Below are 22,157 nucleotides of genomic sequence, written 5' to 3'. Positions count from 1 at the left end.
CTAAATTAAGCACAGAGAAAAAAATCAGCTTGGCCGGGCGTTACAATCAATACATAGGGCCAAATGACGTTTCGAGGGCATGAAGAAGAACTGCTCCCGCCGCCGGCAAGCTGATGATTATCCTGTGTGGTTGCTCATTCTGTACACATATTTGCGAGCTCGGGTCGCCTTCCATTCTTCTTCTCACCTCTTCTTTTCGTTCAGGTATGAAATACTTGTCTAGTATAACAACGGAGTATGCCTCTTTCAAGCAAATTTATTGTGATTTTGAGGCTTCTTCAGCATTGTATGGACTTGACGAAAAGGAGGTTCATGATTTAAAGTGAATTTTAAAGTAATTTAATTGAATACAGCTAAATCTTATCAAGAGCAGGTGGAGGGACTAGCCCTATGAAACCCGGCAACCGGCGTGTAAACGCACGGTGCTAATTCTTGCGGAATTTCTGCAGACGTCTAATCGTCTTCAGGAATATTCTGGCAGATGAGAGAGGCGCATATGACTGTAGATATGACCTTTCTCGATTTCCGAGGAAGGTCTTTTTATTGTTCAGCAAGCCGCAGTGCGGCAAAACAACTAAATTCAGCTAAGGAGTGGAAAGACAATGCCAATTAAAATTCCCGACAGTTTACCGGCGAAAGAAGTACTATCCGGAGAAAATATTTTTGTGATGGACGAAAGTCAGGCTTTCCATCAGGATATCCGTCCACTACGGATTGCTATTCTGAACCTCATGCCGACTAAAGAGACGACAGAGACTCAATTGCTGCGTTTAATTGGAAATTCGCCACTACAAGTTGATGTTACTTTATTGCATCCGCGTTCCCATATTTCCAAGAATACTTCTGCGGAACATTTGAAGAGCTTTTACAAAACCTTTGACGAGATCAGCCACCGCCGTTTGGATGGTTTAATCGTTACAGGTGCTCCTGTAGAACAAATGGAGTTCGAGGAAGTATCGTATTGGGAAGAGCTGAAAGAGATTTTTGAATGGAGCAAGGACAATGTGACTTCAACTATGCATATTTGTTGGGCGGCACAGGCAGGCTTATATCATCATTTTGGTGTTCGTAAAGTGGCATTGCCTGAGAAATGTTTTGGCGTCTTCCCTCATACGATTAATCAAAATAACATTAAACTGTTGCGCGGCTTTGACGAGGTGTTCCATGTACCACACTCTCGTCATACCGATGTCTCCCGTGAAGATATTGAGAATAATCCAGATCTGCAGATTCTGGCGGAATCCGAAGAAGCTGGTATGTATCTAGTGGCTACAAACGACGGAAAACAAATATTTGTGACCGGACATTCCGAATATGATCCTCTATCCTTGAAATGGGAATATGACCGTGATGTGTCTAGAGGGATGGAGATGGCTTTGCCGAAACATTACTTCCCTAAAGATGATCCAGAACGTACACCTCCAGCAGTATGGCGTGCGCATGCCAATTTATTATTCTCTAACTGGCTCAATTACTATGTATATCAAGAAACGCCTTATGATATCGACCCGATTGTTTATTAATAATAACGCTACAATATAAATTAGGAGGCATTAATCATGGATGACAAACTTAGGATTGAAAGTAGACTGGCTCAAATAGGTTCTCAAGAAGATCCAGCCACTGGAGCAATTAATTTTCCAATTTATAATGCAACGGCATTTCGTCATCCAAAACTCGGTCAGAGCACAGGGTTTGATTATAGCCGCACCAAGAGTCCGACCCGTTCAGTACTTGAGAATGCAGCTGCGGAACTGGAATCTGGAGATGCAGGATTTGCTTGTAGCTCAGGGATGGCAGCGATACAAACGGTGCTTACCTTGTTCGCTCAAGGCGACCATTTGATCGTTTCGCTGGATCTTTACGGCGGTACCTATCGTTTGTTGGAACGGATTATGTCCAAGTTTGGAATCACTGCTTCTTATGTAGACACGAATGATTTGGATGCACTGGAAGCTTCACGTCGTCCAAATACGAAAGCTGTATTTATTGAAACGCCAACGAATCCACTTATGATGATCACGGATATTGAAGCTGTATGCACTTGGGCACGTCACCATGGGTTACTTAGCATTGTAGATAATACCCTGCTGACTCCATTCTTCCAACGGCCTATAGAATTAGGTGCGGATATTGTAGTTCATAGCGCTACTAAGTATTTGGGTGGTCATAATGATGTACTGGCAGGCCTAATTGTATCCAAGGGTGTAGAATTATCAGCTGAAATAGCTATTCTACATAACTCTATTGGAGCTGTACTTGGACCAACAGACAGTTATCAGTTGATGAGAGGCTTGAAGACATTGGCGCTGCGTATGGAGCGTCATGAGAGCAATGCACTAGCGATTGCTCGATACTTATTAGAGCATCCAGCGGTTGCGGAAGTGTTCCATCCAGGATTGCCGGATCATCCAGGACATGAAATCCAGAATCGCCAATCTTCAGGCAATACCGGTATTTTTTCTTTCAAATTAAAAGATGCCAGATACGTGGAGCCGCTTCTTCGTCATATTCGTCTGATTGCATTCGCAGAGAGCCTTGGCGGCGTAGAGTCACTTATGACTTATCCGGCTGTACAAACGCATGCTGATATTCCAGTGGAGATTCGAAATGCTGTGGGGGTAGATGACCGATTGCTGCGTTTCTCCGTCGGTATTGAACATGCAGAGGATTTGATTGCTGATCTTGGCCACGCCCTGGAAGCTGCTAAGACAGAAATTGACCCCGAGTAACAGCAAGAGATGTTCACTCAAGTGTTAGTGGAAAAATAGAGTATAACTAGCAGTATCGCTAAGTGCGATGCTGCTTTTCTTCTGGATGGGAATTTGCGAAGAATGTAAAAGCATTTTTCAAGCTGTTCAGATTGTGATACGATGAGGAAATGAACTGTTCAATTGTATGAGAAAGGGTTGTCATCTTGAAAAAGAGACAACGTTTTTTCTTCCTGTAATTTTGTGATTCTATCATACCCCTAAGGGTTTAGAAGGAGGATGCGAACGATGAGTGCGATAGATCTTATTTTGGACAAAGCCCTACGGGGTGAACGTCTTCAATTGGAAGATACCATCCGACTGTTCGAGAGCAACGAAATTGAGAAAATGGGTGCAGCTGCAAACACCATAATGGAACGCTGGCATCCAGACCCGATGGCCACGTTTGTAATTGGTCGTAATATTAACTATACGAATGTATGTGATGTCTACTGTCGTTTCTGCGCATTTTATCGCAGACCGGGCTCTGATGAGGGATATGTACTGCCGGATGAGACGATTTACCAAAAAATTGCTGAGACTATCGCTGTAAATGGTACAGAAATACTGATGCAAGGCGGTACGAACCCAAATCTTCCTTTCAGCTATTATACCGATATACTTCGCGGAATTAAGCAACGTTTTCCTGAGATTACAATGCATTCCTTCTCTCCTGCTGAGATTATGAAGATGAAAGAAGTATCTGGATTATCGCTCGAAGAAGTTGTGCGTGAAATCCATGCTGCTGGCCTGGATTCATTACCAGGTGGGGGAGCGGAAATTCTCGATGATCGTACACGCCGCAAGATCAGCCGACTTAAAGGCTCATGGCGCGAGTGGATGGACGTAATGCAGACAGCGCATAAGATCGGTATGAATACGACAGCTACGATGGTCATTGGACTTGGTGAGAGTATGGAAGAACGGGCACTGCACTTACTTCGTGTGCGTGAGGCTCAGGACGAGTGTATTGCCAACAAATACGATTCAGAGGGTTTCTTGGCCTTTATCTCTTGGACATTCCAACCGGACAATACCAACCTGAAGCTGGATAGACAAACGCCTGACGAATACCTGAAGACGGTAGCCATTAGTCGCCTTGTTCTAGACAACATTAAGAACTTCCAATCCTCTTGGGTAACAATGGGACCAGAGGTCGGCAAGCTTTCCCTTCAATATGGCTGCAACGATTTCGGCAGTACAATGATTGAAGAAAACGTAGTATCTTCCGCGGGTGCGACCTACAAGGTCAACATCGAGTCAATTACTCAATTGATCCGCGAAGCAGGCAAAATCCCGGCACAGCGGAATACACGCTACGATATTCTGCGCGTGTTCGATGACCCGAATGCGAAAATTGCTAATGATTTCATCATGCAGAACTAATATATAAATCAATTTAACGCTTGTTGCTCGTTAATCCGTTTAGTGGATGATTGAGCAGCAAGCGTTTTTTTTGTAAGGTTAAGATTTAGATCGTTAGCCAGCCTCATTGCAGAACATGGCTGAATCTTCCCTAGTTATGTCTTCTACGCAATCGAAGCTTGGTGTTGGGTACGCCTTGAAAATGAAGGTTAGGGATCTGTGAACATAAATTCATTATATTATTACATTTCTGTATACACATTATTATCCAAAAGTGATATCATAATCATATCAAAAGAATATCTTATGGGGGTGCTTTTTATGAAGGAGAAAACGCTTCGTCCTATCAGCGGATTTTGGGTTATTGCATTGATTGCAGTTTGTTTGGGGGGTGGAATTTACGGTGCTGTTCAGGAGTATGTCGCAGTATCGGTCATTCTATTCGTTGTAGCGGTAGTGTTAAGTACAAGTATTACGGTTGTACAACCTAATAAGTCAGTTGTAGTTACCTTTTTTGGTAAATATATTGGGACTATCGCAACGAGTGGATTGTTTGCAGTCATTCCGTTCAGCGTTCGTAAGACGGTTTCCCTACGCGTTCGTAACTTTAACAGTGTGAAGCTTAAGGTCAATGATGTCGAAGGTAATCCGATTGAAATTGCTGCAGTAATCGTCTTCAAGGTGATTAACTCCGCTAAAGCCCTCTTTGATGTAGATAAATACATGGCTTTCGTAGAGATTCAGAGTGAAACGGCGCTGCGTCATGTAGCCAGCAAATACCCTTATGATAACTTCAATGAATCTGGGATGTCCCTGCGTGCCAATGCAGATGAAATTGCTAAAGAGTTAGCGACTGAGCTTCAAGAGCGCTTGTCCTTATCTGGCGTAGAAGTCATTGAAGCCCGGCTTACACATTTGGCTTATTCAACAGAAATCGCCAGCACCATGTTGCAGCGGCAGCAAGCTTCTGCCATTCTATCTGCTCGTCAAATTATTGTTGAAGGTGCAGTTGGCATGGTCGATATGGCAATTAAACAGCTTAAAGAGAGTGGTGTAGTGGAGCTTGACGAAGAACGTAAAGCGGCCATGATCAATAATCTGATGGTGGCGATCGTGTCGGAGCGCGGAGCGAGTCCGGTCATTAACGCCGGCTCGTTGTATTAAGGCGGTGCATCATGGCGGCCAAGAAAAGCTTTCCATTGCGGATCGATCCGGATCTGCATGAGGCGTTGGAACGTTGGGCGGGAGAGGAATTTCGCAGTGTAAACGGACATATCGAATACTTGCTGCGTGAGTCTTTGAAACGTGCAGGCCGCTTACCTGAAAGGAAACGCCGAGAAGAGTAGCCTGTTAAGGACAGTTCTAGCGCAGTTGCCTGGATGTAGAACTGTCTGTGTAGGTGACTGTTTCTGCGGTTTACAAAATTTTGCCCCCTCTACAGACTTGACTGTCAGAGAGGACAGATTTATAATTACTCCATAATTCACGTTAACAGCTTTGACAAAGATATGAATGGATTGTTCTGGACCGTATCAGAGAGAGGGAACATGGGCTGTAATTTCCTCCGGTATCCTACTATCGATTTACCCCTTTGTAGCTGCGGTTATGAATTCCCTGAAATGGGATAGTAAGAACCGCCGGTTCATGGTCGTTATTCCATGCTTACGAAGGATTCTGACTCGATTCTGCTTTAAGAGCGGATTGAGAGAATCGAATTTGGGTGGAACCACGGGTGCAATCGCTCGTCCCTTTGCGGGACGGGCGTTTTTTGTATGCGTGGATATTTCCGTTTCGAAAAATTTAAAATTGTTGTTTGGCTTAAGGAAATGAAGGAGGAAATTAAAATGGTAAGTATTAAACTTCCGGACGGCTCTGTTCGGGAATACGCAGAAGGTAGTAATATTGATGATGTAGCGGCTTCTATTAGTAGTGGACTTCGCAAGAATGCGGTGGCAGGGAAATTGAATGGTATTGTCGTGGATCTGTCCACTCCGCTTGAGGAAGGCGCTTTGATAGAAATCGTAACTTTGGATTCACCAGAAGGCTTGGAAGTTATGCGTCACAGTACTGCCCACTTGATGGCACAAGCTGTAAGACGTTTGTATGGAACAAAGGAAGTTAAGCTTGGTGTAGGTCCAGTTATCGAAGATGGCTTCTACTACGATATGGATTTGGAACATCCGCTTAATCCTGAGGATCTGCTAAAGATTGAAAAAGAAATGGATCGCATTATCTCTGAGAACCTTCCAATTGTACGTAAGGAAGTTAGCCGTAAGGAAGCGCTCCAAATATTCGGTGAGCTAGGTGATCCTTACAAACTTGAACTAATCGAAGCATTGCCTGAAGATAGTGTAATTTCGATCTATGAACAAGGCGAATTCTTCGACTTGTGCCGTGGACCACACTTACCGTCAACTTCTAAGATCAAAGTCTTTAAATTGATGAATGTAGCTGGTGCTTACTGGCGCGGCGATAGCAAGAATAAAATGCTTCAGCGCGTATACGGGACAGCTTGGATCAAAAAAGCACAGCTCGATGAGCATCTTCGTCTGCTTGAAGAAGCGAAGAAACGCGACCACCGTAAGCTGGGTAAAGAGCTTGAAATCTTTACATTTAATCAATTGGTAGGTCAAGGCTTGCCGATCTGGCTGCCTAAGGGTGCTAAACTGCGCAGTATTCTGGAACGTTACATTGTGGATTTGGAAGCAAGTCTAGGATACCAGCATGTATATACTCCGGTTCTCGGTAATGTTGAACTATATAAAACTTCTGGACACTGGGAGCACTATCAAGAGGACATGTTCCCTAAAATGACTATTGATAATGAAGAGTTTGTTCTTCGTCCAATGAACTGCCCGCATCACATGATGATTTATAAGAGCTCGATGCACAGCTACCGCGATCTGCCGATCCGTATTGCTGAGCTTGGTATCCAGCACCGTTATGAAATGTCAGGCGCATTGACTGGCTTACACCGTGTACGTTCGATGACTCTTAATGACTCCCATATTTTCTGCCGTCTGGACCAAATTAAAGGCGAGTTTATTCGTGTAATCGAGTTGATTAAACAGGTTTACAGTGACTTTGGTATTAATGACTACCGTTTCCGGTTGTCGTATCGTGATCCTAAGGATACTGAGAAATATTACGCGAATGACGAAATGTGGGAAACTGCACAGCGAATGCTGCGTGAAGTTGTAGAAGAAGCTGGTCTTCCATTCTACGAAGCAGAAGGCGAAGCTGCCTTCTACGGTCCAAAGCTGGATGTTCAGATTAAGACTGTATTAGGCAAAGAAGAAACGCTCTCCACTGTACAGATCGACTTCTTGCTGCCTGAACGCTTTGAACTTGAATATATCGGCGACGATGGTCAGAAACACCGTCCAGTCGTTCTGCACCGTGGTATTTTAGGGACTATGGAGCGCTTTGTTGCTTTCTTGTTAGAGAACTTTGCGGGATCACTGCCGCTTTGGTTGTCTCCACAGCAAGTTAAAGTTATTCCAGTATCCACTGCCTTCGACGATTATGCTAAGGAAGTTACGGACAAGCTGCGCCGTCGTGGGATCTCTGCTGAGCCAGATCTGCGCAATGAGAAGCTGGGTTATAAGATCCGTGAAGCACAGCTGGAGAAGCTGCCATACATGTTCGTAGTCGGCGAGAATGAAATGAATGCTCAGACAGTTTCCATCCGCAAACGTGGGGAAGGCGATATTGGAGCTAAGCCGCTTCAAGAAGTCATTGAGCTGCTGTCTCAGGAAATTGCAGACCGTGTAATCTCCTAATGACTTGAAATCATTCACACTAAAAGCACGTTAATAATGACCTCTGTCATATGCCCATGAGGATCTGGAAATGGATCCTCATGTATAAAATTTTGTGAATCGGGAAACCTTCGCTAATAAGGGGGAGGTTTATCACATGAACAAAATGGGTATATTTCAGAGGTTTTGGTGTCTTTTCGTCACAATAGTCCTACTGCTGACTGCTGCGGGTATTATTCCTGAATCCAAGCATCAAGCGGTTGTGGCCAATGGGACAGAAGACACGTTACAGCACACAGATATTAGCAAATTACCAACGAGCGAGTTGCAGCATACTCAGGCAAATGTTGTTTCTATGAGAACCAAAGAACAGCAAGCTATTCTCACCACTGGCCGTGCTACTTTGTTCTCAAATGAGCCGCATTCCAGTATACCAATCGTTCCTGCGACAACAAAAAATAAACCAGAAGCTACAAAGTCACCACAGAGCACTAAAGCTCCGATTACCAAAGGGAGTGGGGGCAAAGGCTCTTCAAAATCGCCGAATTCTGTTCCTGTAGCTGCACCAGCTCCTGATCAGATCATCACTTCAATGAAGGTGATGGCGACGGGTTATACTGCGGGTTATGAATCTACGGGTAAAACGTCTAAACATCCCGAATACGGAATCACCTATTCAGGTGTGAAAGTACGTAGAGATAAGAATACAGTCTCGACCATTGCTGCTGACCCTAAGGTAATCCCGTTAGGGAGTATACTTTATATACCAGGTTATGGATACGGCATCGTTGCTGATACAGGATCTGCCATTAAAGGGCGGAAGATTGATTTGTATTTTGCTACTACGAAGCAGGTATATAAGGAATGGGGCAAAAAATCAGTTGTAGTTCAGCTCATTAAGCGAGGAAACGGTACATGTACAGAAGTGATGCTGAAGAAGCTTACTCAGGCGATTGAGACCTATAATGCTGTACCGCAATCCCTGCTGGAAGAATCCATTTAAGATATAGCGGTTAAACTTCAATGAATTTGGTGGATTGAACTTAACTTCACTTGGTCATGCATAATAGTGACATCACCTTGCCATAATACGGACTGGGGCAGAGCATTAGCCTCATCCGAGATGTTCTCTTAGTAAGCATTATCTATGCTGCATAAGGGATAAGGGAGGTGAATTCCGTGGCTAATAATAAAAAATCTAAAGTTCAAGAAAATTACAAAACACCGAATGAAAAATACAATGCTGAGTTTGCTGTTGAAAATGACGGCGCTACTAAGCAAAGTGGAAATACTTCTAAACCAGCTCAGAAACCGCAACAATAATGCGCTTCTGAAGCAGAAGACTGTTGAATAAAGAGACTGTCCCAGATCAGTTTATAACTGAGGGACGGTCTTTTTTCATATTTATAGTACTATATAGAATAATATCCCAATCGTCTCCGTCTAGAGACTGAGTGGAAGTTCCTTCTCTCGCCGCTGTTTATGAGTGCTTCCTTCCTGTAGACTAAGGCTATAAGATTGAAGAAGAGAGCGTTCCACTAATTTAAAGGGGAAATGGAATATGAAAAGAAGGTTCACAAGTCAGATTTTTGGCGGCTTGATCCTGATAGGGATTGGAGCCATGTTTCTACTTAGACAATTGGGTTACACCGATTTTAGCTTAGGTTATTTGATCTCAAATTATTGGCCTGTTATTTTGATCCTCATGGGGATGAAGCAACTTCTGGGTACGGGCGACGAACATCAAAAAGGTGGATCTTCACCTATCGGCGGTTTATTCTTTCTGGCGATCGGAGTGTTCTTCCTCGGACGAAATTTGGACTGGTTCGATATCTCAGCCGGGGATTTTTTCAAAATGTTTATTCCAATCATGTTGATTGGCGGCGGTCTTTATGTAATTTTCAAACCACGAGGTTCAGGTTCTGTACCACCGGTGCCGCCTGCTCCACCATCACCACCTGATTACTTTCCTCCAGGAAAAAGCTCACTGGATGTAGAACCGCCAAAGCCGCTGGATTCCACATTAGATGAACAATTCGAGCAGAAATTCGGCAAACCTTCTGGTCAGCGAGACTGGAATATCAATCTTCAAAAAGATGAAGAAGACGACGAGGACGAAACGGGAGCTTATAAATCCACCGCAGAATCACGTTGGCAGGAGAAACAGGAGCGCCATGAGCGCAGACGTCAGGAACGTCATGAGCGTCACGCTAGAAGACATGGGGAATGGCATGAGGAGTTCCATGAGGTAAAGGGTAGCAAGGAGTCGACCAATCGCTCTGCTTTTATCGGGGATGTCCACATGGGGCGCGAGCATTTCCAACTGAAGAACACGAATGTCTCGCAGTTTATAGGTGATACTGTCTTGGATCTGACGAACGCACAAATTGCTTATGGCGAGACGAAGATTAATATTTCCGCTTTTATCGGCGATATCAAGGTGTACATTCCGAATGATATGGATCTTGGGATCTCAGTGAACAGCAGTTCTTTTATCGGTGATATGGAAGTACTGGATCAATCACGTAGTGGATTTATGAGCAGTGTGCAATGCAAAACACCTTATTATAAAGAAGCGGGCAAAAAAGTCCGCATTAACGTAAGTGCTTTTATAGGTGACATTAAAGTTAAAACGGTGGGTTAGATGGGAACAATCTTCAGTAATACCAAATGGTTGTTGTTGTTTTACTTTTTGCTCACTGGAGCCGTTAGCGCCGGGTTGATGTATGCAGGCACTTGCCTTGGGTATATCGAAGTAATGGATTATCGCATGTGGCTATATTTATGTCTTGGAATCGTGTTGTTCACTGTTGTAATCGGCTATATGGCAGGTCAGCGCATTCAGCGGCGGATTGATCATCTGGATCTAAATATGCTGCAGGTGGCAAAAGGGAATCTGTCCGTACGTATGCCAGAGAGTGATGACCAGTCTTTTGCGAGAGTATACCATGAATTTAATGTCATGATGGATACGGTTGAGAACAAGATGCAGCTTCTTCAGCGTTTGGGTGAACAAGAGGTTATTGAGAAGGAACAGGCAGCGGAGACTGCGGTGTTGGAGGAAAGAAGGCGTATGGCCCGGGATTTGCACGATACGGTGAGCCAACAGCTTTTTGCCATCCATATGTCGGCTTCTTCGCTGCCTAAAGTGCTGAAGGTCAATGAAGCTCAAGGTCAATTAGTAATGGATCAGTTAATTGCCATGTCACAGATGGCACAAAAGCAGATGAGAGCGCTCATTGCACAGTTGCGACCGGTGGAGCTGGAAGGCAGGAATCTTTTCGAAGCACTGGAAAAATGGTTCCCTGATTATTGCCGCCAGAACGGCTTAAAAGGAATGAAGGAGCTTGAACTGCAAGGAGAATTGTCTGAGGCCATTGAACATCAGCTGTTCCTGATTATTCAGGAGGCAATGGCGAATATTGTGAAGCATGCTGAGGCTAGACTGGTGAGTCTATCGCTGCGTGAAGGGGCTAGACAGGTTGTTCTGAGTATTAGTGACGACGGTCAAGGCTTTGAACATATACAGCAAAAACAGGGTTCCTACGGTCTTACCACCATGCGCGAACGTGCGGAGAAACTGGGTGGACAAGTGGAGATCATTAGCCGTAAGGGTGCGGGAACGACCATACGCGTACATATCCCTAAGTTTGTACAAGGGAATGCTGAGTCAGAGAGAACAAGAGCATTAGGAACAGATACAGAGGACGAGGAGGAATAGAGCATGAGTGTCATAAGAGTGTTGCTCGTAGATGATCACGATATGGTACGGATGGGTCTTAAAACATATCTGATGCTGGAGCCGACGTTTGAGGTTATAGGTGAAGCAGCGAATGGACAAGAAGCGCTGGAGATGCTGCGTGCTGGTGGACATGAAGGTTTGCCTGATCTCGTACTAATGGATCTGATGATGCCTGTGATGAATGGTGTGGAGACTACTCGTGCAGTGCTGTCAGAATTTCCCGGTCTCAAAATCGTTATCTTGACCAGCTTCCTAGAGGATGATCTTGTCGTGGATGCTATCGAAGCTGGAGCAGTCAGCTATGTGCTCAAAACCGTGTCAGCAGAGGAGCTGATCTATGCACTGCAAGGCGCATTCCGTGGTATGCCAGTCATGACTGGTGATGTATCGCAAGCATTGACGCGTGGCATACGCCAGCGTACCGTACAAGGCGATTCCTCCGGTTTGACGGAGCGTGAGAAAGAAGTCCTGCTGCTCATTGCTGAGGGGAAGACCAATAAGGACATCGGCGAGGAACTACATATCAGCATCAAGACAGTGAAGACGCATGTCAGCAACCTGCTGATGAAATGCGAGCTGGATGATCGAACCCAGTTGGCAATTTATGCTCATCGGAAGGGTTGGGCTCAGGGGTAAGGATTGGTGTTTAAGATGATTTGGAGTAGTTTATGGGACTTAAAAGTAAGTTATAGGGAAAACTTCCCTTTAGACTTGAGTTTTACGCTTGTATACAGGATTATAGGGAAATCCTCCGTATAAATTTCTTGTTTTTCTCATAAATAACTATAATGCTGAGAATTATAGGGAGGTATTCCCTTTAAATCTTGATTTCTTGTGATTTTTGGTTAATTATAGGGAGTTTTTCCCTATAACTATTGATCGTTATTTGTTCTTTGTTCATGGACTTCGTTCATGGACGTCGTTCTAGGGTTTTGTTCTAGGTTGTATGTTGGAAGTTCGGGCCGCGTTGTTTTCCGCGCCCGAGCTTCTTTTTTACTTCCCTGCTTAGGGAATGGGTATCAGAGCGGAAAGTTTACGTCCGCCTTTGAAATCATGTTCCACCCGCAGGGTCAATTCATAGGAACATGATTTCAAGAGCGGTGTAGCCTGAAACCCAGTCCCGCCCAACAGCGGTGTGTCTTCTGATACCTAATCCCGTCTATTCGCCTATATCTTTTATCTCCGCTTAAATTGTTTTTAATGTGACCTTAAGGTTTAAAGTACAAAATAAGAAACAAGAAAACAAATTAATCCTTGTCGGGCGACAGGATGCAGGAGGTAAATAAACATGGACGATAACAAAAACAACTTTAATCGTGACAATGGACCAGCACCAGATCGGGATTGGGACAATAATAACCATAATAGCAATAATAATCAGTCATCCGAATCCGGATCATCATACTACTATTCTTATGGACCATTTAAATCATTGAACAAAGATGAAAGTAACGTTGACGGAAGTGCTCAGCATTACAACCGGATGGAGCCGGAGCGGGTCGAGATTACACCTCCACAGCCTGTAAAACAACTTCCATATAACAGTTCATATCGCAGTACAGGCTTCGATGGTAATGGTGGTGGAAGAGGTGGAAACGGCGGAGGCGGTTCTGAAGGTGGCGGTGGCTGGCAGTTTAATAAAAAACCAAAAAGCTCAATGAAAACAATATTTGTTTCCTTCTTAGCGGGTATGGTCGTTCTCTCAGGTTCTATGTTCATGGCAGATCGAGGCAACTGGTTCACAGGAGATGCAGCTTCAACCATTGCGAGCTCAGAATCGAATGGAACGGCGAAGACGACGAATGAGAGTGCTAGTACTACACCTAATACTACAACTACATCATTGGTGAAAGGATCTCGTGATGTGACTGGCGTAGTGGATGCGGTTGGACCAGCAGTCGTCAAAATTGAAACGCTAGTGAAGTCCGGTTCACGTAATGGAAGTTCATCCAGTCCGAATTTGAGTGATCCGTTTTCTCAATTCTTTTTCGGAGATCAATATGGCAGCAATGGTTCTTCACAAAATGAGCAGGACTCGAAGTCAGGTTCAAACTCCTCATCGCAGCTTATCCCTTATGGAATTGGAACAGGCTTCATTTATGAGAAATCCGGATATATTTTGACGAATCAGCATGTCATTGAAAATGCCGATGTCATCCAAGTTACAGTGGATGGGGTGACGAAACCATACGAAGCGAAATTGCTAGGTTCCAGCAAAGATCTGGATTTGGCCGTTCTGAAGATTGAAGGAGACAGTGATTTCCCTACAGTTGCCCTGGGAGATTCGGATAGTCTGAAAGTAGGTTCAGAAGTGGTTGCTATCGGTAACCCACAAGGCTTCGACCATACAGTAACCTCTGGTGTTCTTAGTGCAAAAGGACGCAGCATCGATATTAATGAAGAAGATGGTAGTGGAACACGCAACTACAAGAACTTGCTGCAAACTGACGCTTCTATTAACCCAGGTAACTCTGGTGGTCCGCTGCTTAATATGAATGGACAGGTAATTGGTATGAACGTAGCCGTTAGTACGGATTCCCAAGGGATTGGTTTTGCTATCGCTGTGAACACGATAAAAGAAGTCGTAGATAAACTGGAAGCGAACCAAGCGATTCCAAAAGAACCCGTTCCATTTATTGGTGCAACACTTATGACGATTACGGATGAAGTTGCTAAGCAAATGGGCACAGATATTAAAGAAGGATCTGTCGTTGCAGATATTATCTTTAAATCACCAGCGTATGCCGCTGATTTGCGCCCTTACGATATCATTACAGGTGCAAATGGAACGCAATATGCAACAAACCAAGATCTGATCGCTTTCATTCAAACGTTAAAAGTCGGTGACAAAGTAACGCTGAATGTGGTGCGTGATGGTAAAAAGCTGGATCTTTCCGTTACAATCGGCAACAAAAATGATTTTGATACAACGACTACTGGGCAAAGTCAGCAACGATAACACCGGACGGTGAATCACGCGGAAGGGGCAACCCTTCCGTTTTTGTCTAATCATGGTATGACTGCTACAATATAAATAAACAGAAACAATGGGGGCTGCTTGATGCGACCGAATATTCTAATCATTGATGATGATGAAAAAATTATTTCCATGCTTCGCCGAGGACTAGCTTTTGAAGGTTACGATGTAAAGACTGCGGTGAATGGAGCGGATGGTTTACGAGCAATCCTAAGCAGCGATCCGGATGTGGTGATTTTGGATGTTATGATGCCTCAGGTGGATGGATTTGAAGTCTGTCGTCGTTTGCGTGAAGGAGGCAGTAATGTGCCTGTTCTAATGCTTACGGCCAAGGATGAAATTGAGCATCGTGTGAAAGGGCTTGATCTGGGTGCGGACGATTATCTAGTTAAACCATTTGCGCTGGAAGAATTACTTGCACGTGTACGAGCATTACTACGACGTAAGAGTGAACAAAATGGCGGCAGTGAGCAAGCGGTTACTTATGAGGATATTACCTTAGATGTAGATTCACGGGAGGTTACACGCGCCGGTAAAAGACTGGAACTGACAGCGAAGGAATTTGAGCTGCTGCATCTCTTTATGCAGAATCCGAAACGGGTGCTTTCGCGGGATCTGATTATGGATAAAATATGGGGTTATGATTATAGCGGTGAATCAAATGTACTTGAGGTATACATAGCTATGCTACGTCAAAAGACGGAGGAGCATGGCGGTAAACGCCTCATTCAAACGATCCGGGGTGCCGGTTACATTCTAAGAGGTGACAACTAACATGTCTATAAGATTGCGGCTGACTGCTTGGTATTCAGGGATTTTGGCCGTTATGCTGCTGGCCTTATCAGCCGCAATTTACGGTTTTGTCTATTTTAATACGTATGGGGACTTGAAGGATCGACTAAGAGTGCAAGCTGAACAGACGAAACCCTTGTTTAGTATTGATCGCTACAATGGTGAGTTGAAGCTTGGAGGAGTCAGACGTCCTGAAAATTCCAATATGTATACACAGATTTATACTTATGGTAGCAAAAGCTTATCACAGTCGACAAACATGATTAATTTTGGCCTACAGTTTGATTATCCTGCTCAAGATAAGGTTGTACAGGGATATCGTAATGTTGTTGTAGACGGCAATCAGTTTTTGATCTACGAAATGCCTATTTCTTTAGAAATAGAGAATTTTAATAATAATCCAGTTGCTGTATTACAAGTCGCTGCTTATGTGGGTGAGCAGAGTAAGCTCTTGGAGCGTTTGAAAAATATATTGCTCGTCGGTTCTTTTGCTACCTTGATCGCGGCATTTACCTTTGGTTTATTCCTGGCCCGTAAAGCGATGAGTCCCATTGGAAAAGTAATTGAAGCTGCGAATGGGATTCAGACGGGAAATGACCTAAGCTCCCGTATTGAATATGATGGACCTCCAGACGAAATAGGAAGACTTATTGAGACCGTTAACAGTATGCTTGGGCGTATGGAAGGATTCTACACAGAGCTTGAGGATTCGTATGCGGCTCAGCGTCGTTTCGTATCGGATGCTTCACATGAGCTGCGGACTCCGCTCACAACCATTCGCGGGAATATCGATCTGCTGCAAAAAGTATGGGAGATGGAGCCGGGTGAAGGGAAGATGAGCGAGGCTGAAATTCGCCAGCTCTCCATGGAATCGGTGAAGGATATCGCGGACGAGTCTAAGCGGATGAGCCGACTGGTAGCGGATATGCTCTCTCTTGCGCGTGCTGATACAGGGCGAACCTTCGAGATAGAACCCGTGGCATTGGAACCAATGATGACTGAGATTGCTCGTCGGGCGTCTTTCCTGCCTCGGCAAGCGGAGTGGGTTACTGGAGATATGTCTGCTTTAAATGGGAAATATGTTGTTGGGAATAAAGATTATTTACAACAAATGTTGTTTATTTTCATCGACAATGCTTTTAAATACACACCTTCTGGCGAGGTGAGTTTAGATACGATTTTCTATCAGAACCAGGTTGGTATTCGGATCACCGATACGGGTATAGGTATGGATAAAGATGAGGTTCCATATATTTTCGACCGTTTCTATCGTGCAGATGAATCACGTGGAATTACAGAAGGGATTGGGCTTGGTTTATCCATTGCGAAGTGGATTATTGACGAACATGGTGGGTCTGTGGAAGTTGTTACTCGTCAGGGTGAGGGAACTACTTTTGTGATCTGGCTTCCGCTTCTCTTTGCTCCGCCGCTGGAATAGGGTATAATTTAAAGTGTGTCCTATTACAGAAGTCAACGAAAGCAGAAAGTTGGTGAAGTCATGGAAGTCATTAAAATTTCTCCCCGGGGATACTGTTACGGAGTCGTCGATGCAATGGTAATGGCAAGGCAGGCTGCGCAAAATCTCGATCTTCCCCGGCCGATTTATATACTGGGCATGATTGTTCATAATAGTCATGTCACAAATTCGTTCGAAGACGATGGCATTATTACCTTAGACGGTCATAATCGTCTGGATATTCTAGATCAAGTAGACAGTGGGACTGTTATATTCACTGCTCACGGGGTTTCACCTGAGGTGCGTAAGATGGCAAGGGATAAAGGATTGACTACGGTTGATGCGACCTGTCCTGATGTCACCAAGACCCATGATCTTATTCAGGAAAAAGTAGATGATGGCTATGAGGTCATTTATATCGGCAAGAAAGGCCATCCGGAACCGGAAGGTGCTGTTGGTATTGCTCCTGAGCATGTGCATCTGATTGAAAAAGAAGATGAGATCGCCACATTATCCATCCCTTCTTCACAGATTGTTATTACGAATCAGACTACTATGAGCCAGTGGGATATTAAACATATCATGAAAAAGCTCCTAGAGACCTTCCCGGGTGCCGAAGTGCATAATGAGATATGTATGGCTACTCAGGTGCGTCAAGAGGCTGTAGCGGAGCAGGCGGGCCAGTGTGATCTATTGATTGTCGTTGGTGATCCGCGAAGCAACAATTCTAATCGTCTGGCACAGGTGTCGGAAGAAATTGCTGGAGTTCCTGCTCATCGGATTTCTGATGTGTCTGAACTGAACACAGACTGGCTGAAGGGTGTAAATATTGTGGGTGTTACTTCTGGCGCATCTACACCTACCCCAATTACCAAAGAAGTTATTCATTATTTGGAACAGTATGATTCCGAGAATCCTGAGACATGGGAGATCAAACGTACTGTAAATATGGCGAAGCTACTTCCTCCGGTTAAGAAAAAGAGTGCAAGTACATCATAATCGCTGTAAGCGAACTTATATATTTGAATTGTAACAAGAGCGCGTAACCTCGTCTATCGAGGTTACGCGCTTTTTTTTATATGAAGCAAGCGGTTTCATCTTATTAATCAGGAAACAGGATTGACGGTAAACGATTTTTAGAGTAAAATCGCTTTATCGGTTAAAAGCATAAAAGCTTAAAAGCTTAAAAGCGAACACGCGTCGTAGTGTGAGTGTATTTAGCGGAATTATTATAAATTTTAAGTGTAGAGAGGAAGTTATTAAAATGATCGTCATTACATCCAATCAAACGCCAGAAGAGCAGGTTAAAGATATTATTGCAGTTATCGAAAGAGAGGGCTTGCAGGTACATCTCTCCAAGGGTGCAGATCACACCGTTATCGGTTTAGTAGGAAGTGTCACACCTAAGCTTGCAGAGCATTTGCGGCAAATGAAGGGTGTGGAGAACGTCGTGAAAATCTCCAAGTCCTACAAGCTAGCTAGCCGTGATTTCCACCCAGAGGATACCATTATCGATATCAAGGGTGTAAAGATCGGTGGCGAGAATCTGGTAATCATGGGCGGGCCTTGTGCTGTGGAGTCACCAGAGCAGATTGATGAGATCGCTCGTCTAGTTAAAGCATCAGGTGCTCAGGTACTGCGTGGAGGCGCGTTTAAGCCCCGTACAGGTCCTTACAGCTTCCAAGGAGTAGGTGTAGAAGGTTTGACGATGATGGCTGAAGCAGGAAAGCGTCATGGCTTGTTAACCATTACAGAGGTTATGACACCAGAGTATGTGGATATTTGTGCAGAACATGCGGATATCCTCCAGGTAGGTACACGGAACATGCAGAACTTTGATTTACTGCGCAAGCTGAGTACTTGCGGAAGACCGGTCCTTTTGAAACGTGGCTTCAGTGCAACTTATGATGAGTTGCTCAATGCAGCGGAGTACATTTTGGCCGGCGGAAATAAGGATGTAATGCTCTGTGAGCGTGGTATTCGTACATTTGAGACTTATACACGTAATACACTGGATCTATCGGCTATTCCGGTTCTACAAAGCTTAAGCCACCTTCCGGTAATCTCTGACCCCAGTCATGGTACTGGACGTCGTGAATTAGTTGAACCTATGGCCAAAGCATCGGTTGCTGCTGGTGCGAATGGTCTAATCATCGAAATGCACACAGATCCGGACAATTCCATGACAGGTGACGGTGTTCAATCGTTATTCCCTGAACAGTTCGATAATCTGCTTAAGGATCTAGAAAGGCTTGCTCCAATTGTTGGACGTAAGTTTTCAACTTCGCCAGAAACAGTTTCGGCGCTATAATATGTAAGCATATCGCTACCTTGGAAGCCCTCTAAACCCGCGCTATAACGGGATAGTTGGGCTTTTTTTCTATTGGATAAGTTAGAAATGTTATGAATATTAACGAAAATAATGGATTTCACGAAAGCGTTAGAATATCTTACATTGCTGAAAGAAATACCTGACATAAGCATTGACGATGTTAGGTATGAGATTTATAATGACGACAGCAAATAAAAATGAAACAAGAACATTTGCATACTGTGAGGGGCTTAATGTTCGGAACTTGGGGGAGGAAAAATTCATGTCGGTTGAAAAAGTGTTGCAAACAATTAAAGAAAACAATATCGAGTGGGTAGATTTTCGATTCGTAGATTTAGGTGGCCGTGCTCACCACATTTCTCTGCCTGCTTCTGAAGTGGAAGATGAAACTTTTGTAAATGGGGTAGCATTCGACGGTTCTTCCATCAAAGGATTCCGTGGTATTGAAGAATCAGACATGGTTATGATGCCTGATCCGAACAGTGTGTTCATTGATCCGTTTACAGCTCATCCAACGCTGAACGTAATGTGCGACATTTTCACTCCTGATGGTGAACGCTATGAGCGCGATCCTCGCGGTATTGCTGTGAAAGCTGAAGAATTCCTGCAGAAGAGCGGAGTTGGAACATCGGCATTCTTCGCACCTGAGTCTGAATTTTTTATCTTTGATGATGTTCGTTACGAGAGCGGTATGAACAGTTCCTCATTCTTCGTAGATTCTGAAGAAGCGGCTTGGAATACGGGTCGTAAAGAAGAGGGCGGCAACCTGGCATTTAAAGTTGGCGTTAAAGGTGGATATGTACCTGTAGCACCTGTGGATTCCCAACAGGATATCCGCAGTGAAATGTGCCGTCTGCTTGCTGAAGTGGGACTACGCATTGAGCGTCATCACCACGAAGTAGCCACTGCAGGTCAAGCGGAAATTAACTTCCGTTTTGATACCTTGAAGAAAACTGCTGATAATCTCATGACTTATAAATATATTGTACAAAACACTGCACGTCAGTACGGAAAAGTAGCGACTTTCATGCCAAAACCACTGTTCGGTGATAATGGTAGCGGAATGCACGTACACCAATCCATCTTTGATGGAGACACTCCTTTGTTCTACGAAAAAGGCGCCTATGCTAACTTGAGTGAAATGGCTCTTCATTATATTGGTGGTATTTTGTACCATGCACCAGCTCTGATCGCTTTGACTAACCCAAGCACCAACTCCTTTAAACGTTTGGTTCCTGGTTACGAAGCACCGGTTAACTTGGTATACTCCAAAGGAAATCGTTCTGCAGCAGTTCGTATCCCGGTAGCAGCTGTGACACCAAAAGGCTGTCGTATCGAGTTCCGTACACCGGATTCCACGGCTAACCCTTACTTGGCATTCTCCGCCATGCTGATGGCAGGTCTGGATGGAATCAAGAACAAGATCAACCCACAAGAACTGGGTTACGGTCCTCTGGATAAGAACATCTATGAATTGTCCGATGCAGACAAAGAAAAGATCCGCAGCGTTCCAGGCAGCCTGGGCGAAGCGCTTGATTCTTTGGAAGCTGATTACGAGTTCCTTACTGAAGGCGACGTATTTACTAAGGACTTCATTGATAATTATATTGCTCTGAAACGTTCCGAGGCTCAAGAGGTTGCGATTCGTGTTCATCCACATGAATATTCTCTGTACTTCGACCTGTAAGATTGCTTAGATAAATAAAGCTTAAACGAATAAAGGTGTTCCGAAGCCATGGGAAGGGCTTAGGGACACCTTTTGTGTTGTTTAGGATATCTTTGGCCATTGATATGGCTACGGATATCCTCTTTTTTTGCTTCAGGGCTATACTAAACCCCGCTCAGGAGCGCCACAGGATTCTCTTATGATGAGCTCAGGCTCGACGCTGAAAGAGCTCGTGCCTGATTGATTGTTTATTAGATCATACAGCATTAACGCGGCTAGACGGCCGATTTTATCTTTATTTTGTTTAATCGTAGTTAAGAGTGGTGTTGTGTAATTGCAGGCTTCGATATCGTCACAGCCAATAATCGCGACGGTTCCAGGAACAGTAATAGCAGATTCCTTTAGGGCACGCATAGCTCCAATAGCTAACTGATCAGAAGCCGCGAATATCGCTCTGGGCAAGTTTCCATTTGAAATCATTCTACGCATGGTCTCATAACCGCTGGCTTCAAAGAAGTTGCTGCCGTTTAAGAACCAGCTTTCGTTGATCGGTAGTCCTAAATCTTCAAGTGCTTTGCGGAAACCACTTTCACGTATATTGGAGATTTCTGACTCAGAGGAGCTGCCGATATAACCAAGTTCTCGATAGCCTAATAAGTAAAAGTGTTCGACTACCTTGGTAGACAACTTAAAATTATCAGACATGATATAACCCGAATTGTCGCCTGACAGCTTTAAATCTACGCCGATGCATGGGATAGAACTATTATCCAATTCGCTGATGGAGGTTTCTAGCTCTTGTCCGGTAATAAGTAGGCAGCCATCTACATTAAAATGCAGACAACGGGCAAGATAATCATTAGTATCGCCACTTTGAAATTTTTCGTTAGAGAAAAAGATCAGGTCGTAACCTAATAGTCCCATTTGTTTTTTGAAGGAATTTAGGACTTCGATGAAAAAAGGGTGGGTAAAGTCAACGTTCAGCATTCCTGCAAAAATAACACCAATTAGATTCGATGATTTTGTAGCTAATGTTTTTGCTGAATTGGAGGGAGTATATCCGGTTTCCTTTATGATTTGTTGTACCCTAGTCTTGGTGTCTTCCGAAATATCGCTGTAGTTATTTATGATTTTAGATACTGTCGAAACAGAAACTCCAGCTATTTTCGCTATGTCTTTAATGTTATAGGCCAACTTTGGTCCTCCTTATAATGCGAAATACTCTATAATCTATGATAAAAGTATAGTTGAGTTAAGCTTTTTATGGATTTTCAAATATGAATTGCGAAACGTTTTCGTAAATGATTTTATAATTA

Annotated in this window: 18 protein-coding genes and 1 riboswitch; of the genes, 17 read left to right on the top strand and 1 reads right to left on the bottom strand. The window is 44.0% G+C overall.

Annotated features, from left to right (window positions below; all coding sequences use genetic code 11):
• Nucleotides 1-357: 357 nt before the first annotated feature.
• Nucleotides 358-488, top strand: a riboswitch (SAM riboswitch).
• 114 nt (nt 489-602) lie between these two features.
• The 17 genes from metA (at nt 603) to glnA (ending at nt 20,862) form a co-directional block, all read left to right on the top strand.
• Nucleotides 603-1,523: a homoserine O-acetyltransferase MetA gene (gene metA, locus CA598_RS10670; RefSeq protein ID WP_042186211.1), complete on the top strand. Its 921-nt coding sequence runs from the start codon at nt 603-605 to the stop codon at nt 1,521-1,523.
• Nucleotides 1,524-1,559: 36 nt separating this feature from the next.
• Nucleotides 1,560-2,732: an aminotransferase class I/II-fold pyridoxal phosphate-dependent enzyme gene (locus CA598_RS10665; RefSeq protein ID WP_094870525.1), complete on the top strand. Its 1,173-nt coding sequence runs from the start codon at nt 1,560-1,562 to the stop codon at nt 2,730-2,732.
• A 267-nt stretch (nt 2,733-2,999) separates the two neighbouring features.
• Entirely contained in the window at nt 3,000-4,136 is a 1,137-nt protein-coding gene (gene mqnC, locus CA598_RS10660; protein ID WP_094876480.1) for a cyclic dehypoxanthinyl futalosine synthase, read from the top strand.
• A 300-nt stretch (nt 4,137-4,436) separates the two neighbouring features.
• Nucleotides 4,437-5,279, top strand: coding sequence for an SPFH domain-containing protein (locus CA598_RS10655; protein WP_094870523.1), 843 nt, complete (start codon nt 4,437-4,439; stop codon nt 5,277-5,279).
• An 11-nt stretch (nt 5,280-5,290) separates the two neighbouring features.
• Nucleotides 5,291-5,461 (top strand): type II toxin-antitoxin system antitoxin, encoded by a 171-nt coding sequence (locus tag CA598_RS10650; protein ID WP_042125648.1) that lies wholly within the window; start codon nt 5,291-5,293, stop codon nt 5,459-5,461.
• Between the two features lie 498 nt (nt 5,462-5,959).
• Complete coding sequence (thrS, locus tag CA598_RS10645; protein ID WP_094876498.1) at nt 5,960-7,897, top strand: threonine--tRNA ligase; 1,938 nt, start codon at nt 5,960-5,962, stop codon at nt 7,895-7,897.
• 136 nt (nt 7,898-8,033) lie between these two features.
• The gene (locus CA598_RS10640; RefSeq protein ID WP_256990454.1) at nt 8,034-8,879 is read left to right on the top strand and encodes a 3D domain-containing protein; all 846 of its coding nucleotides are present in this window, start codon (nt 8,034-8,036) and stop codon (nt 8,877-8,879) included.
• A gap of 176 nt (nt 8,880-9,055) precedes the next feature.
• Nucleotides 9,056-9,199: a hypothetical protein gene (locus CA598_RS32255; protein ID WP_156113077.1), complete on the top strand. Its 144-nt coding sequence runs from the start codon at nt 9,056-9,058 to the stop codon at nt 9,197-9,199.
• Nucleotides 9,200-9,437: 238 nt separating this feature from the next.
• On the top strand, nt 9,438-10,520 hold the full coding sequence (liaF, locus tag CA598_RS10635; protein ID WP_094870522.1) for a cell wall-active antibiotics response protein LiaF: 1,083 nt from the start codon (nt 9,438-9,440) through the stop codon (nt 10,518-10,520).
• Entirely contained in the window at nt 10,521-11,597 is a 1,077-nt protein-coding gene (locus tag CA598_RS10630) for a HAMP domain-containing sensor histidine kinase (RefSeq protein WP_094876479.1), read from the top strand.
• A 3-nt stretch (nt 11,598-11,600) separates the two neighbouring features.
• Entirely contained in the window at nt 11,601-12,254 is a 654-nt protein-coding gene (locus tag CA598_RS10625) for a response regulator (protein ID WP_042186223.1), read from the top strand.
• Between the two features lie 652 nt (nt 12,255-12,906).
• A complete protein-coding gene (locus CA598_RS10620) occupies nt 12,907-14,577 on the top strand; it encodes a S1C family serine protease (protein ID WP_094870520.1) in 1,671 nt (556 codons plus the stop codon).
• 102 nt (nt 14,578-14,679) lie between these two features.
• Complete coding sequence (locus tag CA598_RS10615) at nt 14,680-15,369, top strand: response regulator transcription factor (protein WP_094870519.1); 690 nt, start codon at nt 14,680-14,682, stop codon at nt 15,367-15,369.
• A gap of 1 nt (nt 15,370) precedes the next feature.
• Entirely contained in the window at nt 15,371-16,825 is a 1,455-nt protein-coding gene (locus tag CA598_RS10610; RefSeq protein WP_094876478.1) for a sensor histidine kinase, read from the top strand.
• 60 nt (nt 16,826-16,885) lie between these two features.
• Nucleotides 16,886-17,842, top strand: coding sequence for a 4-hydroxy-3-methylbut-2-enyl diphosphate reductase (locus CA598_RS10605; RefSeq protein ID WP_094876477.1), 957 nt, complete (start codon nt 16,886-16,888; stop codon nt 17,840-17,842).
• A 265-nt stretch (nt 17,843-18,107) separates the two neighbouring features.
• On the top strand, nt 18,108-19,154 hold the full coding sequence (gene aroF / locus CA598_RS10600; RefSeq protein WP_094876476.1) for a 3-deoxy-7-phosphoheptulonate synthase: 1,047 nt from the start codon (nt 18,108-18,110) through the stop codon (nt 19,152-19,154).
• A 283-nt stretch (nt 19,155-19,437) separates the two neighbouring features.
• Nucleotides 19,438-20,862, top strand: coding sequence for a type I glutamate--ammonia ligase (gene glnA / locus CA598_RS10595; protein WP_060624822.1), 1,425 nt, complete (start codon nt 19,438-19,440; stop codon nt 20,860-20,862).
• Nucleotides 20,863-21,000: 138 nt separating this feature from the next.
• On the opposite strand, the gene CA598_RS10590 is transcribed toward glnA, so the two are convergent.
• On the bottom strand, nt 21,001-22,035 hold the full coding sequence (locus CA598_RS10590) for a LacI family DNA-binding transcriptional regulator (RefSeq protein WP_094876475.1): 1,035 nt from the start codon (nt 22,033-22,035) through the stop codon (nt 21,001-21,003).
• Nucleotides 22,036-22,157: the final 122 nt, after the last annotated feature.

The organism is Paenibacillus sp. VTT E-133291 (assembly GCF_002264395.1).
Taxonomy (GTDB): domain Bacteria; phylum Bacillota; class Bacilli; order Paenibacillales; family Paenibacillaceae; genus Paenibacillus_AQ; species Paenibacillus_AQ nitricinens.
This window is presented reverse-complemented; position numbering and strand designations above follow the sequence as displayed.